This window comes from Stenotrophomonas sp. YJH_SMC_57 (assembly GCF_059369755.1).
The window spans coordinates 64,002-79,632 of sequence record NZ_JCAFSZ010000015.1; the positions used below are offsets into that span (position 1 = coordinate 64,002).

The 15,631-nt window shown below is 67.0% G+C and carries 13 protein-coding genes; 7 read left to right on the plus strand and 6 right to left on the minus strand.

Annotation, left to right across the window (positions count from 1 at the left end; all coding sequences use genetic code 11):
* Nucleotides 1-60: 60 nt before the first annotated feature.
* From AC5P7U_RS18435 to AC5P7U_RS18450, 4 genes are read right to left on the minus strand one after another with little or no spacing between them, the layout of a single operon-like run.
* Entirely contained in the window at nucleotides 61-774 is a 714-nt protein-coding gene (locus AC5P7U_RS18435) for a M15 family metallopeptidase (RefSeq protein ID WP_197564145.1), read from the minus strand.
* Complete coding sequence (locus tag AC5P7U_RS18440; protein WP_414555075.1) at nucleotides 707-2,293, minus strand: serine hydrolase; 1,587 nt, start codon at nucleotides 2,291-2,293, stop codon at nucleotides 707-709. Before AC5P7U_RS18440 ends, AC5P7U_RS18435 begins: the two co-directional genes overlap by 68 nt.
* Nucleotides 2,281-5,280 (minus strand): TonB-dependent receptor, encoded by a 3,000-nt coding sequence (locus tag AC5P7U_RS18445; RefSeq protein WP_495221333.1) that lies wholly within the window; start codon nucleotides 5,278-5,280, stop codon nucleotides 2,281-2,283. The genes AC5P7U_RS18440 and AC5P7U_RS18445 overlap by 13 nt, the downstream gene beginning before the upstream one ends.
* Nucleotides 5,281-5,331: 51 nt before the next feature.
* Complete coding sequence (locus AC5P7U_RS18450) at nucleotides 5,332-6,822, minus strand: transglutaminase-like domain-containing protein (protein WP_004153922.1); 1,491 nt, start codon at nucleotides 6,820-6,822, stop codon at nucleotides 5,332-5,334.
* Nucleotides 6,823-6,954: 132 nt separating this feature from the next.
* On the opposite strand from AC5P7U_RS18450, the gene AC5P7U_RS18455 reads away from it, so the two are divergent.
* The 6 genes from AC5P7U_RS18455 to AC5P7U_RS18480 all read left to right on the plus strand — a co-directional run bounded on the left by AC5P7U_RS18455 (nucleotide 6,955) and on the right by AC5P7U_RS18480 (nucleotide 13,100).
* Complete coding sequence (locus AC5P7U_RS18455; protein ID WP_414555076.1) at nucleotides 6,955-8,391, plus strand: C40 family peptidase; 1,437 nt, start codon at nucleotides 6,955-6,957, stop codon at nucleotides 8,389-8,391.
* Nucleotides 8,392-9,486: a dipeptide epimerase gene (locus tag AC5P7U_RS18460; protein ID WP_040009090.1), complete on the plus strand. Its 1,095-nt coding sequence runs from the start codon at nucleotides 8,392-8,394 to the stop codon at nucleotides 9,484-9,486.
* A gap of 259 nt (nucleotides 9,487-9,745) precedes the next feature.
* On the plus strand, nucleotides 9,746-10,594 hold the full coding sequence (locus AC5P7U_RS18465; RefSeq protein WP_049457749.1) for a MurR/RpiR family transcriptional regulator: 849 nt from the start codon (nucleotides 9,746-9,748) through the stop codon (nucleotides 10,592-10,594).
* 15 nt (nucleotides 10,595-10,609) lie between these two features.
* Entirely contained in the window at nucleotides 10,610-11,371 is a 762-nt protein-coding gene (locus AC5P7U_RS18470) for a L,D-transpeptidase family protein (protein WP_049457750.1), read from the plus strand.
* Entirely contained in the window at nucleotides 11,368-12,669 is a 1,302-nt protein-coding gene (locus AC5P7U_RS18475) for an APC family permease (protein WP_053448599.1), read from the plus strand. The genes AC5P7U_RS18470 and AC5P7U_RS18475 overlap by 4 nt, the downstream gene beginning before the upstream one ends.
* A gap of 107 nt (nucleotides 12,670-12,776) precedes the next feature.
* On the plus strand, nucleotides 12,777-13,100 hold the full coding sequence (locus tag AC5P7U_RS18480) for a hypothetical protein (RefSeq protein ID WP_053510518.1): 324 nt from the start codon (nucleotides 12,777-12,779) through the stop codon (nucleotides 13,098-13,100).
* Nucleotides 13,101-13,144: 44 nt separating this feature from the next.
* Here AC5P7U_RS18480 and yiaA read toward each other — a convergent pair whose 3' ends face one another.
* The gene (gene yiaA / locus AC5P7U_RS18485) at nucleotides 13,145-13,600 is read right to left on the minus strand and encodes an inner membrane protein YiaA (RefSeq protein ID WP_004153916.1); all 456 of its coding nucleotides are present in this window, start codon (nucleotides 13,598-13,600) and stop codon (nucleotides 13,145-13,147) included.
* Between the two features lie 168 nt (nucleotides 13,601-13,768).
* On the opposite strand from yiaA, the gene AC5P7U_RS18490 reads away from it, so the two are divergent.
* Nucleotides 13,769-14,935, plus strand: coding sequence for a PQQ-dependent sugar dehydrogenase (locus AC5P7U_RS18490; RefSeq protein WP_308308882.1), 1,167 nt, complete (start codon nucleotides 13,769-13,771; stop codon nucleotides 14,933-14,935).
* Between the two features lie 70 nt (nucleotides 14,936-15,005).
* On the opposite strand, the gene AC5P7U_RS18495 is transcribed toward AC5P7U_RS18490, so the two are convergent.
* A complete protein-coding gene (locus AC5P7U_RS18495) occupies nucleotides 15,006-15,575 on the minus strand; it encodes a hypothetical protein (protein ID WP_414555352.1) in 570 nt (189 codons plus the stop codon).
* Nucleotides 15,576-15,631: the final 56 nt, after the last annotated feature.

The following is a 15,631-nucleotide window of genomic DNA, read 5'->3' on the forward strand; positions in this document are numbered from 1 at the left end:
GCAGGGATGAGAAGGCGGCCAGTGTAAGGGTATCGGCAGGGCGGCGCCCTGCAGATACCCCTACCGCACCGGGACGTCGTACGCGGTGCCCGGGTCCGGTTCGGGCTGCAGCGTGTAGTGCCACCACTCCTGCGGATAATTCACGAAACCGCGCCGGGCCATCGCGCGCACCAGCTGCCGTCGATTCGCCTGCTGCACCTCGCTCAATCCACTCGTCTGCGTATGCGCACGCGGCCCGAAGAAATCGAAATCCGTACCCATGTCCAGCGGCGTGCAGGTACCGCTACGGCAATCCAGCAGGCCAAGGTCGACCGTGGCACCGCGGCTGTGGCCGGAACGCTCGGCGATGTAGCCGTCGGCCAGCAGGCGTGGCTTGTCCAGGTCCGGGTACTGCAATGCCTTGCGCGAAAGCTCGCGCGGGTCGTTCACCCAGGCCATGAAGGCCTGCACCGAGCGCACCGGCCGATAGCAGTCGTAGATCCGCAGGCCCCATCCATCTGCGCGCAGATCCTGCTCCACCTGGGCCAGTGCCTTCGCCACTGGCGCCAGCAGATAGCAGGAAGGCACCTCGTAGCCGGGAACGCGCACACCGGTGAAGTTGTTGGCGCCGGCGTAGCGGATGTCCATGTCGATGTGTGGCGATAGCGCGCGGATCTCCACCAGTCCGGCGCTGGCCGCATCAGTGGCCGCTGAAACGCGCGGCGGCTCAGCGCCGCGGGCTGTCGCGGCCAGGGCAATCGCCAGTACGAGTGAAGTGCAGGTCCTGGAAGTCATAGCTGAAGTCGATGTCCGGATCGATGGCGCGCAGGTCCAGCGTCGGCGACGGGCCTTCGCCCGGCTGCAGCCACGCCTGCGCTTCGTCGCCCAGCGTATCCCAGCGCAGCAGCCAGCGCCCCTGCAGCTGCAGTACCGTGGCCTGCAGCCTGGGCGACTTGTCCACGCTGAAGCGCAGGCCGTCCTTGCCCGGGCACAGCGAGGCCGGACCCAGCCACGGGTCGTTGTAGCGGCCCTGCCAGCGTGGCAGATCGGAAGCCGGCGCCTGTCGCGCATCGGAAGTGGCTGGTCGCTGATGGCCGGTTGCCGCCCGCGTCGCCTGCTCAGCCTTCAGCTCGGCCAGGTAGGCCATCGCCGGGCGCGCTTCATCGGGTGCGGTGAAGCGCTTCAACATGGCCTGCATCAGCGCGGTACGCGCATCCTCGCCCTCGCCGTTGATCAGCATTACCACACCGAGCCTACGGTCGGGCAGCAGCGCCAGCGACGAATACATGCCCGACAGCGTGCCCGTGTGCGCCACCTTCCACTGCCCGTCCATGTCCGACACCCGCCAGCCGTATCCGTAGCCGTAGAAGTGCGCGTTGTCCCAGCGCCGCTGGCGTTCGCCCAGCGGCATCGGCATGTGCAGGGTCCAGAGTGTTCGGCGCTGCTCAGTGCGCAGCCAGTCCGGTACCAATGCAGGATCCAGCAGCACCTGCATCCAGCGCGTCATGTCGCGCAGCGAGCAGCGGATGCCGCCGGCCGCCATCGAGGGCAGGTCCGGGCTGATGACCCCATCGGCGTTCACCACCTCGTTGCGATCGCCACGCCAGGCATGCGGCTGCGCCACGTTGCCCACGCGTTTCACCGACCACTCCCCCACTTGGCAGCGTGCCATGCCCAGTGGCTCGAACACCTGTTCGCGCATCAGCTGGTCATAGGGTCTTCCACCGGCCGCAGCGGCTACTTCGCCGGCCACCACGTACATCAGGTTGTCGTAGGCGTAATGGCTGCGGAAGCTGCTGACCGGCTTCAGGTGCGCCAGCCCGGCAATGATGTCGGCACGGGTGAAGGTGTTCGGCTCCGGCCACAGCATCAGGTCGCCCGCACCCAGGCCGAGGCCGCTGTTGTGGATCAGCAGGTCGCGCACCTGCATCTGCTGGCCCACCCATGCGTCATGCATGCGGAACTCCGGCAGGTAGCGCTGCACTGGGTCATCCCAGCGCAGCCTGCCCTGCTGCACCAGCCGCGCCAGCAGCGCGGCGGTCATCGCCTTGCTGTTGGAGGCGATCTTGAACAGCGTGTCCTCATCGATGCGCCCGCCATCGCCGCGCGCGCCCTCGGCGTGCCGGTAGATCACCCGCCCCTGCTCGACCACGGCCATGGCCAGCCCGGGCAGATGCTCATGCTGGACCACGGCCGCGACATCGGCATCGAGGGGTGCGGTGCCGGCCGGCTGCGCTGCCACAGCCGGAAGCACTGCCAGAGCGGCCAAGCAGAGGCCGCGCCGGGTGTACTCGATGGGCGTCAGTACGCCCATGTCACGGTCAGCTGCGCATAGCGCGGCGACTGGAACCCGGTTCCGTAGCCAAACAGCGGGTTTGGCGTGCCGATGCTGTCCTGCGGTTCGTAGTCCTGGTCCACGGTCACCACGCGCTGCTGGTTGAGCACGTTGTACACCGCCAGCTTCAGGCGCAGGTCGGTGGGGATCGGCACCTTGTAGGACACGCTCACGTCCAAATCGTAGGTCCACGGCGTGCGCCCATCACCACCACGCGGGGAATGCACGAACACCCGTTCGGACGGTACCTTGGCCTGGCAGTTGGACACGCACACGTAATAGCTGTGGAAGTCGGTCGCATCGAACGGATTGCCTGCGCCGAAGCGGGTGATCGGGCTGCCCGACTGCACGCCCAGGGTCGCGGCCACGCTCAGGTTCTCGGTCAGCGCGTAGCTGCCGCGGAACTTGAACTGGTGGCGGCGATCATTGGCCAGGTAGCCATAGCCGCCGTAGTTCACCCACGGATTGTCGAAGTTCTCGGTGCGCCCGGCATCGGCGAAGTCGGTATCGGAATTGACCGGACCTTCGGCGTTGCCGCGGCCGTAGGCCAGCGTGTAGGACGCGTTGAAGCCCCACTTGCCATCCCAGGCACGATCGACCTGCAGCTCCAGCGCCTTGTAGTCGCGCTTGGGCTTCACCCAGCCGCGCTGCCCGACATAGTTGCCGTTGTCGTCATACAGCGCCCAGCCTTCCTTCGACGTATCGATGCTGATCCAGCCATCATTGCGGCCGTCACAATCGGTATCGCCCCACACGGTGTTGGTGCGCCCCGGGTTGCCCATGATCCACACGCCGTCAATCGCACCGCACTGGCCGGTGGCGGTGATGTTCATGTCATCGATGGCGTTGTGCAGGCGCCGGTAGGTCACGCTGGCGCCGATCGACCAGGCTTCGTTGATCATCTGCTGGAAGCCCAGGATCGCTTCGTCCTGATAAACCGGATCCATGTCGCGGTTCACTTCGGCGCGCAGGTCCGGAACGCTGCCATCGCCCTGCGAGTTGTCCACCGGTCCGATCTGTGCGCCCAGCACCGGCACGTTGTTGGCCGCGCCGCTGTAGCCCAGGAACTCATACCAGGTGCGTTCGTCAAGGAAGCCACCGGCCTGCTTGATGTTGATGACGTTGGCCACCGGCAGGAAGTAGCGGCCGAGGTTGCCGAACACCTTGGTGGTGCCATCGCCACGCACGTCCCACGAGAAGCCCAGGCGGGGCGCCAGCATGTTGTCGATCTTGATGTAGCTGCTGCCGTCGCCGCCCTTGTTGTCGAAGGCTTCCATGCGCAGGCCGAGGTTGAGCAGCAGGTTCGGCGTCACCTGCCAGTTGTCTTCCAGGTAGTACGCGGAGTTGATCGTTTCGAACGCGCCTTCAACTTCATAGCGGCGGGTACGCGCCACCAGTCCACTGGCCGGCACCACGCCACCATTCAGCGAACTGCCCGGCGTGCGCGCGTAGATGTCGTAGCGCAGACCGCCCGGGCCAGGATAGGCACGGCTGTAGTCGGACGTGTTCTCTTCGCGGTCCAGCCCGAAGCGAAGCAGGTGGTTGCCCAATGTCCATTCGAAATCGGCGCGTGCCGCCTTGCGCGTATCCAGCGCGGATTCGAGTTGGGAACTGCTGGTACAGCTGCGATCACCCTGCAGCGCGGTGGGCACGCCCTGGCTGGCGGTTCGATTGTCGAAGACCCGGTTGCAGTTCTCGTCCATCAGCGAGCTCTGCACGCGGTTGCGCTTGTTCTCGCCGTACATCAGCTTCATGGTCAGGTCGTTGTTCACCTGCCAGCTATAGGTGCCCGACCAGTTGCGGCCACCCACGGTGTTCATGATCTGGTTGGCACGTTCGCCCACGGTGCTGCCACGCTCGTAGTCATAGGCGTAGACGTCGGTGAGCGTCTTGTTGCGATCGGAGAAGCCGAACAGCGAGAACATCTGGTTGTCGGTGATGCGCCAGTCGAGCTTGCCGCCCCAGAACGGATCATCGGCCTTGCCCTGGTTGAGGCGGGTACCGGCGTCGTTGGTCGATGTCGGGCGATAGTCGCGGGCTTCGTACATGCCGAAGAAGAACAACCGGTCCTGCACCAGCGCTCCGGAGGCGAACACGTTCAGCGCGCTGCGGCTGTAGTCGTCGCGGCTGGCAGTGATGTAGCGGCTGCCGCTGCCGTCGTAGCGGTCGCGCGCCTGCGACTGCCACGCGCGCGGCTCGAACACCAGCTCGGCGCCAGCTTTGAAGTCGTTGCTGCCCGAGCGCGTCACCGCGTTGATGACACCACCGGTACTGCGCCCGAACTCCACCGAGTAGCCGCCGGTCTTGACCTGGAACTCCTGGTAGAACGAGAACGGCACGGAGGAGAAGCCAACCCGATTGTAGAAGTCGGTGACGTTCAGGCCGTTGATGTACACGGTGTTCTCGGCCACCGATGAGCCCCCGAAGGAGATGCCCTGGCCACCCAGTGAGCCCTTGCCCTTCACCGCGCCCGGCGCCAGCAGGGCCACGGCGGTGATGTCACGGTCCACCGGCAGGCGCGACAACTCCTCGCGGGTAATGTTGGTGGCCGACTCGGTGGACTTCACGTCCACCATCGACACCACCTGCGGGGCACGCACTTCGACCGTGCCCAGCGTGCTGACCGCACCCAGCGGCACGTTCACCGTGGTCGCGCTGCCCAGGCTGACGGTGACCTGGCCAACACGACTGGCCGCTCCTCCCGGCAAGCTCACGTCCATCTCGTAGGTGCCGACCGGCAGCAGCGGGATGCGATAGCTGCCATTGGCTTCGGCCTGTACCGAACGGACGAAGCCCGTGGCCGGATTGCGTACGGTTACCGTGGCACCGGCCGGTACCTGGCCGGCATCGCTGCTCAACCGGCCAACCACTGAACCGTCCTGTGCGAATGCGCTGGGCGCGATCACGCCCAGGCACGCCCCGAGCGCGACGTACAACGCCGCCCGTGTGATGCTGTAAGCCTTCATCCCCTGCTCTCTCCTGCAAGAATTGAATGGTGTGGAGTGTGATGTGTCGCGCTAGCGTTGCCTGGCTGGCAGTACCCGCCACTGGAAGTCGTAGCTCCATTGGTCGAAGTACAGGTTGCCGCCTGCCCACTCGGCCTCGCCGCGCTGCGAGTCGACCGTTTCCGAGCGGAAGTGCTGTTTGGCCGGCACCAAGGGCTGGCCGAAATCATCGTTGAAGGCGATGCGGTAGCCGTCGAGGCCACCCAGGTAGAAGTTGCGCAGGGCCGGCACGTCGCTGGCCAGTGCGCCGGTGGTCACGTCCATCGGCAGCCAGCCATACGGCGCCAGGTAGACCTGTCCCCAGTCGTGCAGGTTGTTGTAGCCACTGCCATCGCCGGAGAACACCATGCCCGACTGCCAGCGCGCGGGAATGCCGTTCATGCGCAGCAGCGCGATCAACAGCAGCGTCTGCTGACCGCAGTCGGCATGGCCGGCACGCAGCGCGTAATCGCTGAGGTTGCTGATCGTGGAATATTCGCGCGCACCGGCCCACGGAATGCGATCCACCGCAGCGAACAGCTTGCGCACCACCTCATACGGCCGCGTCTCGCCCTGCAGCACCTGGTCGGAGAACAGCTTCAGTGCAGGAGTGAAGCGCACATGTGGCAGCTGCTCGGACAGGTAGGGTTGCAGCGCTGGTTCGACCGGTGTCGGCTGCACCTTGGCCGGATCAATCGCGGTATGCCGGGCGAAGATCGTGACCGCGTAGCGGATCTCGAAGCGGGTCGGCTTGCCGGCTACGGCCTTGGCTTCCAGGTAGGCGGTGCGCTGCAGCGTGCTTGCCGGTGCCACGCGGGCCTTGCCCGGCGTACTGCCCAGCCACTGCACCTGTTCCTGCTGGCCGGGAATCTCACGCGGATACGGAATCCATGCGCGCACGGTCTCGCCGGCCGGCACCGCATCGGCCTTCACCGTGAGCGACTGGGTGAATTCGATGCGCTGCGGCAGCACCGAGGCCTTGCCGCTCTGTTCGGCCGCGGCAAGCACGCGCGCGTGGTGGGCGTTGAGCACTTCGTTCGGGCCCGGTGCCGGCATCGGTGCATCCGCACGGCGGCGTGCACGTGCTTCATCGCTGAGCAGGAACAGGTTCGACGGTGCGCGCTTGAAGTACCAGCGCGTACCATCGATATCGAGGTGCTCGATCAGGCCGAGTTGATCCCAGCGCGCGAATTCCTCGTCGGTCAGGTCGGGAATCCAGCGCCGCACGGCAGCCTTGGCGGCGGTTTCGTCGAGGGAAAAGTCCAGGCGGATGCGCCGCATGCGTTCTTCCTGGAACGCGATGTCATCGAAACTGACGCCCGGCTCCGCCGCGTCGGCCGCCGACCAGGTGTTCAGTTCGCTATGGGCTTCGGAGAACCGTCCCGCGTCGATCATCTGCACGACCCGCGCGAACTGGATGGCCGAGGGTGGCGGCTCCGCGCCCGCCGACCACGCCCACAGCAGCAGCGCGGCACCCAGGCCGGCAGCAGCAGTCAGACGCGGTTTGCGAACGGCAGGATCCACAGCGACACTTCCCCAGCGCGGGTGGTAACGGCTGTGTAACACGGGCCGGGATGCCGGTCAATAATTTATTCTTGATTTCGAGGCAGAAAGGAATAAATATTCCAACAAGCATTCGAGGAGGGTGTGCAGCGCATGATCCTGGCTTCCCGCGAACGGCACCGGCATTGGCCGCGCCGCTTGACCCTGGCGCTGTGCCTGCTGGCGGCGCCGGCCTTTGCGCAGACTACTCCGGCACCCGATCCCGGCGCACCACTGCCGTATGTGATCGGCCTGCACGAGGCGTTCCTGACCCCGCAGTACTGGGCCGCGCGCCTGGACAACGCCGATGCGCCGATCCTCGACCGCGCGCAGATCGACGCGCAGAACGCGCGGATGCGGGCGCAGGACAGCCACATCCAGGACATCGCCGCACTGCCTGCGCAGCTGGATGCGGTGGCGGTACGCGGCAGCATCGGCGCACTGTCGAGCTGGCCGACGCGCGCCCTCTACAACGACAAGGGCCAGCCCATCACAGCGGCATTGCGCAGCGCGATCGAAGCCAACCTCGGGCTGGAGGCGATTCCCGCGCAGGTAGCGCCGCAGTATGGGCTGGTGGTGAAGCGTGCAGCGCTGCGCACCTTCCCCACCCGCGAGCGCGTTTTCAGCAGCGTCGGTGACACCGACATCGACCGCTTCCAGGAATCGGCGCTGTTCCCCGGCGACAAGGTCGCCGTGGTGCATCGCAGTGCCGATGGCCGCTGGCTGTTCGTGCACAGCGAGCGCTACAGCGCGTGGGTCGAGGCCGACGCGATCGCCAGCGGTGACAAGGCCACGGTACTCGGCTACGGCGCACAGGGACCCTACCGCATCATCACCGGTGCCACCGCGCAGACCGCCTACACCCCGGAAGAACCGCGCGTGTCGCGCCTTCAACTGGACATGGGCGTGCGCCTGCCGGTGCTGGCCGACTGGCCCGCTGCTAAGGCGGTAAACGGGCAACAAGCGCATGCGTCGTGGGTGGTGCAGCTGCCGGTACGCGAGGCCGATGGCCGCCTGAAACTGGTCCCTGCGCTGCTGCCGCGCTCGCAGGACACCGCCGCCGGCTACCTGCCGCTGACCCCGCGCCTGCTGCTGCAGCAGGCCTTCAAGTTCCTCGGCGAGCGCTACGGCTGGGGCCACGACTACGACACCCGCGACTGCAGTGGGTTCGTCTCGGAGATCTACCGCAGCTTCGGCGTGCTGCTGCCGCGCAATACCAGCGCGCAGGCGGTCAGCCCGGCGCTGGACCGCCTGCCGTTCACCAGCAAGGACGGCAAGATCGTGCGCGACCGCGCCGTCACCGAACTGCAGGTAGGCGACCTGGTCTACATCCCCGGCCACGTGATGATGGCCATCGGCCACGTCGACGGCCGCACCTGGGTCATCCACGATACGGCGGGTGGCAGCTGGTTCGGTGCCGACGGCACGCGTGTGCAGGCCCATCTCAATGGTGTTTCGGTCACGCCGCTGGAGCCGATGATGGCCAGCGACAGCGTCCGCTACATCGACCGCATCACCAACATCCAGCGCCTGCGAGCCAAGACTCCCTGAATGAAGATCACCGCCATCGAACTGGGCATGCTGCGCGTGCCGCTGAAGACGCCGTTCAAGACCGCCCTGCGCACGGTGGAGACCGTGGAGGACGTGGTGGTGCTGATCCGCACCGACACCGGCCACACCGGTTATGGCGAAGCGCCGGCCACGGCAGTGATCACCGGCGATACCCATGGCTCGATCATCGAAGCGATCCGCCACTTCATCGCACCGCGCCTGATCGGCCAGGAGGTGGTCAACCTCAACCGCCTGTGTGGGCTGGTGCAGAGCGCGATGGAGCGCAACACCAGTGCCAAGGCCGCGGTGGAGATTGCGCTGTACGACCTGTGGGCGCAGCTGCATGGTGCACCGCTGTACCAGATGCTCGGTGGCGGCGACCCGGTGATCACCACCGATATCACCATCAGCGTGGACTACATCGACAAGATGGTGGCCGACTCGCTGTCGGCGATCGAACGCGGCTTCGAGTCGCTGAAGATCAAGGTCGGCAAGGACATCGGCCTGGACATCGAACGGGTCAAGGCGATCCATGCCGCCGTCGAGGGCCGCGCACTGCTGCGGCTGGATGCCAACCAGGGCTGGACCGCCAAGCAGGCGGTGCATGCGATGCGTACGCTGGAAGAGGCCGGCGTGGTGCTGGAACTGCTGGAACAGCCGGTGAAAGCCGCCGACATCAGCGGCCTGAAGTACGTCACCGACCGCGTCAACACGCCGGTGATGGCCGACGAGAGTGTGTTCAGCCCGAGCCAGGTGATGGACCTGATCCAGCAGCGCGCAGCGGACATCATCAACATCAAGCTGATGAAGACCGGCGGCCTGTCCAACGCGATCCGCATCGCCGACATCGCCGGTATCTACGGCGTACCGTGCATGATCGGCTGCATGATCGAGTCGAGCATCAGCGTGGCCGCCGCGGTGCACCTGGCAGTAGCCAAGAGCGATGTGATCACCAAGGTCGATCTGGACGGCCCGTCGCTGGGCCAGTTCGACCCGGTCAGCGGTGGCGTGCATTTCAACGAATCGGAGATCAGCATCAGCGACGTGCCGGGGTTGGGCATCACCGAAGTGCGCGGGCTGGAGATGCTGGGTTGAACCGTAGATCCACGCCGCGCGTGGACGACGTTGCTCTGGTTTTTGCCCTATCCCGTAACCCCTTCGCGGCTGGCACGCGCGCGATCTGTCCGGGGTCGGGCGGGTGGGGCTTGCAGGGGTGTCCGCCGCATGGATGCGGCGGCCAAGCCTCCATGGACGGATTCACGGCGTCCCCTGCAATCCCCACCCGCCCGACCCATTCCATGACACGCTCTACGCTGCCAACCGCAACGCCTTTGCAGACACCCGGACACCCCGCATGCCGCCCCTGCTGAAGATCCGTTCCGAGCGCGGGCAGATGTCGGCCATCGAACGCCGCATCGCCGACTTCATCCTCGACAACGCACACCTGCTGCGCGATTACTCGTCCCAGCAGCTGGCCAGCGCACTGGGCATCAGCCAGTCCAGCGTGGTGAAGTTCAGCCAGAAGCTCGGCTTCAAGGGCTACCCGGACCTGAAATACTCCGTCGGCCAGGATGTCGCCCGCGCCGGGGCTGACCCGCAGCAGGCACCGAGCGAGCCGGACAGCGGCGACGACTACCTGCGCCTGGGCGAGGCCCTGCGTCGCAGCAAGGCGCTGGCCGAAGAGGAAACCCGCCAGGCCAACCCGCGCGCGGAGATCGAACGCATCGTGCAGCTGCTCGACGACGCCCCGAAGCTGTTCGTGTACGGGCTGGGCGATGACGGCCTGTACGCCCGCGAGTTCGCCATGCGGCTGTCGCTGCTCGGGCTGCTGGTGGTGCCGCATACCGACCCGGTCCTGATGCTGGCCAACCTGTCGGCGGCACGCCCGAACGATGTGCTGCTGGTGTTCTCCGAATTCGGCAGCCTGCCCCAGCTGTCGCAGCTGTCGCGGCAGTTCCAGGACATGGGGGGCAAGGTGATTTCCATCACCCGCCATACCGCCAATCCGCTGCGCGCGCATGCGGATGCGGCACTGGCGGTCTGCGCGCACGACCGCACGCCGCAGGTCGCGCAGCTGCTGTACCGTAGCGCCATGCACGCCCTGCTGGATTTCCTGTTCGTGCTGCTCTGCCACGCCAATCCGGACCGCCAGCAGCAGCTGGCCGTGAACCTGGAGCGGATCGACCACCTGCTGGATTCCTGACCGGAGCGCACGTTGATGAAATCGCTGGTCCGTCTTGCCACCGCTGCGCTGCTGCTTGCCGCAGCTCTATCCGTTCATGCTGCGCCGCTGGACGGCGCGCGCCAGTTGATCGTGGTCACCAGCGAAGGCTGGGACAGCACCCAGGGCCAACTGCAGGCGTATGTACGCGATGGCAAGGGTTGGCACGCGCATGGGCAGCCATTCCCGGTGGCCCTGGGCCGCACCGGCAGCGCATGGGGGCTGGGCCTGCATCCGGCACAGGCCGATGGCCCGCAGAAGCAGGAAGGCGACGGCCGCAGCCCGGCCGGTGTGTTCGCGCTCGGCAGCGCGTTCGGCTACGCCGTCACCCGCCCCGGCACCGCGATGCCGTACCAGCCAATGCTCGACAGCAGCTACTGCATGGACGTGCCCGCCTCGCCGTTCTACAACCGCATCGTCGACGCGAAAAAGGTTGGAAAGGCAGCCGTGGAAGGCTCCACCGAGCCGATGCGGCTGGACCTGCACAACAAGGGCGACGTGCGCTACCAGCAGGGCTTCGTGATCGCCCACAACCCGGACAACCAGCCCGGCAAGGGCAGCTGCATCTTCGCCCACCTGTGGCGCCAGCCCGGCGAAGCCACGGCCGGCTGCACCGCCATGCCGCAGGCACGCATGCAGGCGCTGCTGGACTGGCTGCGGCCGCAGGACACGCCGCGCTTCGTGCTGCTGCCGCGCGCCGAGTACCAGCGCCTGCAGGCACAGTGGCAGTTGCCCGCACTGAGCGGAGACGCCCGTTGAGCGCGCAGGACGAACCGCAGCTGCAGCGCGCGGTCAGCCGCTGGCAGATCGTCGGCCTGTCGATCAACGATGTGATCGGCAGCGGCATCTACCTGCTGCCGGCCGCCACCGTCGCCCTGCTCGGGCCCTTCAGCCTGTGGGGCGTGGTCGCCGCCGGCATCGTCGTCGCGCTGCTGGTGCTGTGCTATGCGCAGGCCGCCAGCTACTTCGATGAACCGGGTGGCAGCTACCTGTATGCGCGCGAGGCGTTCGGCCGCTTCGCCGGGTTCGAGATCGGCTGGATGATCTGGCTGACCCGCATCAGCTCGGCCGCGGCGCTCAGCAATGCGCTGGCCGATGCGGTCGCACGCTTCTGGCCGTGGGCTGGCGCCGGCCTGGGTCGCATCGCGGTGATCGTGGTATCGCTGGGCTTCCTCACCGGGGTCAACATCATCGGCGTGCGCTCGGCCGCGCGCACCGGCGTGGTGCTGGTGATCGGCAAGATGCTGCCGCTGCTGCTGTTCGTGGCCATCGGCGCGTTCTACATTGATCCGCAGCTGGCGTTCTCCGGCCAGCGCCCGGACCCGCACGACCTGCAGCGCATGGGCGAGGCAGCGCTCCTGCTGCTGTACGCCTACGCCGGCTTCGAGAACATCCCGGCCGCCGCCGGCGAGTACCGCAATCCGCGCCGCGATATTCCGTTCGCGCTGATCACCATGATCATCACTGTCACCGTCATCTACGGCGCGGTGCAGGTGGTGGCGCAGGGCACGCTGGCCGGCCTGTCAAGCTCGGCTACGCCGCTGGCCGATGCCGCCGCCGGATTCGGTGGCGAGGCGCTGGCGCTGATCCTGACCATCGGTGCCACCATTTCCATCCTCGGCACCAACAGCAACACGATGATGATGGGCCCGCGCTTCCTGTTCGCGCTGGCACGCGATGGCTATGGGCCGAAGATCCTGGCGCAGGTACATCCACGCTTCCATACCCCGGCCGCGTCGATCCTGTGCCAGGGCCTGATCGCGCTTGGCCTGGCGTTGTCCGGTTCGTTCGTGCAGCTGGCGCTGCTGTCGATGACCACGCGCCTGTTCGCCTACATCGGTACCGCTGCTGCGGTGCTGGTGCTGGCCAAGCGCTACGCCGACCGCCCGGGCGCGTTGAAACTGCCCGGCGGCCCGCTGATTCCCGTGCTTGCGCTGCTGCTGTGCCTGGCGCTGTTCGCCAGTGCCAGCTGGCAGAACATCGCCGCCGCGCTGGTGGCGTTCGCCATCGGCGCGGTGATCTACAAACTGCCACGCAAGGACGCCGACGCCGGGTGAACGGTGGCGCGCCACGCCGGCAGATTGATCTGGCAATCACGCTGCCGGCCCCGGCCGTTAACCCGCCCACAGGCAGGATCAGGCTTCGTCCACAACGGAGCCCCTCCATGACCGAGTACCAGATTCCCGGCCGCGTACCGGACGACAGCACGCCGCGCGACGCGGTCAGCAACTTCTGGCGCGAGCGCTACACCGCCGAGCCGTACTACGACGACCAGCTGTTCTTCGAGGATTATGAACCGGCCTACCGCATCGGCCACGCCGCGCGTGCGCAGGACATCATCCGCGCCTACGAAGAGGTGGAGGGCGAGCTGGAATCACGCTGGGCCAGCGAGCGCGGCCGCAGCCGCCTGGACTGGGCACAGGCACGCAGCGCGGTGCGCCGTGGCTGGGAGGAAGCGCAGCTGGCGGATCCGCGGCTGAAGCGATAGCGCCGGACTTGTGTAGAGCCGAGCATGGGCTCGGCTCTACAGAATCATTCCTGTTCCGGAAGCGGCGGCACGACCGCACTGCGCCTGCTCTCGCCGCCACCGGCGGCGATCAGGTCGCGGGTGTTCTTCTGCACCGCCACCGCACCGAACAGCGACAGCGCGTACGCCATGCCGTAGAAGCCCTTCTCGCTCGATGCCAGGGTGGCGTTCCACAGCCCGACCAGCAGCAGCATCAGTGCCGACAGCAGCGCGAACCAGCACAGCGCGTAGTACAGGCCACTGACCGGGATGCCCTCGACGCGATCACGCACGCTCTTCTGCAGCGAGACCGCCGCGAACAGCCCGAACAACAGCAGGGTCAGGTAGTAGCCCTTTTCGTTGAGCGCCATCGAGGTGGCGTTGAACAGGCCGATCAGGTAGGCCGCGGCCCCCAGCAGCAGCGCCACCCATGAGGCGGCAATGAAGGCGGTGGACGGCTTGTGGGGCATGGCAGTGTTCATTGCAGATCCTTGGCAGTCAGACGGGCACGCTTTGCCCGGGCGTGCCCACCCTAGACGATCCCACAGCCGCCGCACAGGGGTCGCAGGACCTTCGGGCCACGACGGTCACGGCTGCGATGGTATACAAGGGACAGCCCGGCCATCCGCATCCCCGCACTGGAGATACCCATGACCCGCACGCCCCTGCTGCTCGCCCTCGGCCTGGTGCCGATCCTCGCCACCTCCGCCTGCAATGCTGCCGGTCCGGATACGACACCGGCCGCCGCCAACGCCGCTTCCACCAGCGCCGCCGACCAACGCCCGTTCACCGCCACCGAAGTCAGCCGCTTCGACCAACCGTGGGCGATGACCTTCCTGCCCGACGGCAGCCTGCTGGTCACCGAGAAGCGCGGCAAGCTGCAGCATCTGGATCTGGCCAGCGGCCAGAAGCATGAGATCACCGGCGTGCCGAAGGTTGCCTATGGCGGCCAGGGCGGCTTCGGCGACGTGATCCTGCATCCACAGTTCGCCCGCAACCACGTGATCTACCTCAGCTACGCCGAGGAAGGCACGCTGGATACCCGTGGTGCCGCCGTCGCCCGTGCCACGCTGGCGCTGGACGCCAACGGCGCCGGCCAGCTGAAGGACCTGAAGGTGATCTGGCGGCAGAGCCCCAAGGTCAGCGGCGAGGGCCACTACGGCCACCGCCTCGCCTTCGGCCCGGACGGCAAGCTGTGGATCAGCTCCAGCGAGCGGCAGAAATTCGATCCGGCGCAGGACATGAGCGGCAACCTCGGCAAGATCATCCGCCTCAACGACGATGGCAGCCTGCCCGCCGACAATCCGTTCGCCTCGCAGGGGGGCGTCGCCGCACAGGTATGGTCGCTGGGCCACCGCAACATCCTCGGCATGGCCTTCGATGCCAACGGCAAGCTGTGGGCACACGAGATGGGCCCGGCCGGGGGTGACGAACTGAACCTGATCGTACGCGGCGCCAACTACGGCTACCCGATTGTCTCCAATGGCAACCACTACGATGGCCGCCCGATTCCCGACCACGACACCCGTCCGGAATTCGCCGCGCCGAAGGTGACCTGGACGCCGGTGATCTCCCCGGCCGGCTTCGTGATCTACAGCGGCACCCTGTTCCCGCAGTGGAAGGGCAGCGGCTTCATCGGCGGCCTGTCCTCCACCTCGCTGGTGCGCGTGGCCTTCGACGGCGACAGCGCGCGCGAAGCCGAGCGCTTCAACATGGGCGAGCGCATCCGCGAAGTGGAACAGGGCCCGGATGGCGCGCTGTGGCTGCTGGAAGACGGCAGCAAGGCACGCCTGCTGAAGCTCACCCCGAAGACCTGACGCCCGGCAGTGCCGGCCGCTGGCCGGCATCGCCCCTACCCAACGGCCCCGCACGCGGGGCCGTTCTCGTTTACTGGATGGTGCCGACCTTCACCTCGGTGCGGGCGCAGGCCTTGTCCAGGCACTCGCCGGTCAGCCAGACCTGCCCATCACCGATCATCACGCCCTGCTGGTTGACGAACACCTTGCCGAAGTCCTGCCCGGACATCGCCTTGACCACCGCCGGCGTGATGATCTTCTCGTAGTTGCGCTGGAACTCGCCCGGCCCGCTGATCTTCTTGCCACCAGCGATGTTCAGCGGGAAGCGTACTTCCTCCACCACGGCCGCGCGGTCACCACCGACCACGGCGGTCTTGAACGCGTTGAACACCTTCTCGTATTGCGCCGCGTCGCCCAGCACGCTGTCGATGCGCGCGCGTGCGTCGCCCTCTTCGGCCGCGGCGGGGACGGCGTTTTCGCTGGCGTGTTCTGCCGCTGCCTGCGGTGCAGCGGCCGGGTCCGGCGTGGTGCTGGCTGCCGCTTCGGCCGGGGTGGAACCGGTCATCGGCGGCGGCGCATCGGCAGCAGGCTCGGCCGGCGGTGCCGGCTGCGAACAGGCGGCCAGCAGCAGGGCCGGAACAAGGAAAGCCATCTTGCGCATGCGCGAACTCCATCGGATCAAGGCCCCGATGGTAGCGCCGGGCCAGTGATGGCAAC

What these genes read in the sequence shown, in the direction of transcription:
- AC5P7U_RS18435 (WP_197564145.1), bottom strand. Translation starts at nt 774, where the DNA reads ATGACTTCCAGGACCTGCACTTCACTCGTACTGGCGATTGCCCTGGCC.
- AC5P7U_RS18440 (WP_414555075.1), bottom strand. Translation starts at nt 2,293, where the DNA reads ATGGGCGTACTGACGCCCATCGAGTACACCCGGCGCGGCCTCTGCTTG.
- AC5P7U_RS18445 (WP_495221333.1), bottom strand. Translation starts at nt 5,280, where the DNA reads ATGAAGGCTTACAGCATCACACGGGCGGCGTTGTACGTCGCGCTCGGG.
- AC5P7U_RS18455 (WP_414555076.1), top strand. Translation starts at nt 6,955, where the DNA reads ATGATCCTGGCTTCCCGCGAACGGCACCGGCATTGGCCGCGCCGCTTG.
- AC5P7U_RS18460 (WP_040009090.1), top strand. Translation starts at nt 8,392, where the DNA reads ATGAAGATCACCGCCATCGAACTGGGCATGCTGCGCGTGCCGCTGAAG.
- AC5P7U_RS18465 (WP_049457749.1), top strand. Translation starts at nt 9,746, where the DNA reads ATGCCGCCCCTGCTGAAGATCCGTTCCGAGCGCGGGCAGATGTCGGCC.
- AC5P7U_RS18470 (WP_049457750.1), top strand. Translation starts at nt 10,610, where the DNA reads ATGAAATCGCTGGTCCGTCTTGCCACCGCTGCGCTGCTGCTTGCCGCA.
- AC5P7U_RS18480 (WP_053510518.1), top strand. Translation starts at nt 12,777, where the DNA reads ATGACCGAGTACCAGATTCCCGGCCGCGTACCGGACGACAGCACGCCG.
- yiaA (WP_004153916.1), bottom strand. Translation starts at nt 13,600, where the DNA reads ATGAACACTGCCATGCCCCACAAGCCGTCCACCGCCTTCATTGCCGCC.
- AC5P7U_RS18490 (WP_308308882.1), top strand. Translation starts at nt 13,769, where the DNA reads ATGACCCGCACGCCCCTGCTGCTCGCCCTCGGCCTGGTGCCGATCCTC.
- AC5P7U_RS18495 (WP_414555352.1), bottom strand. Translation starts at nt 15,575, where the DNA reads ATGCGCAAGATGGCTTTCCTTGTTCCGGCCCTGCTGCTGGCCGCCTGT.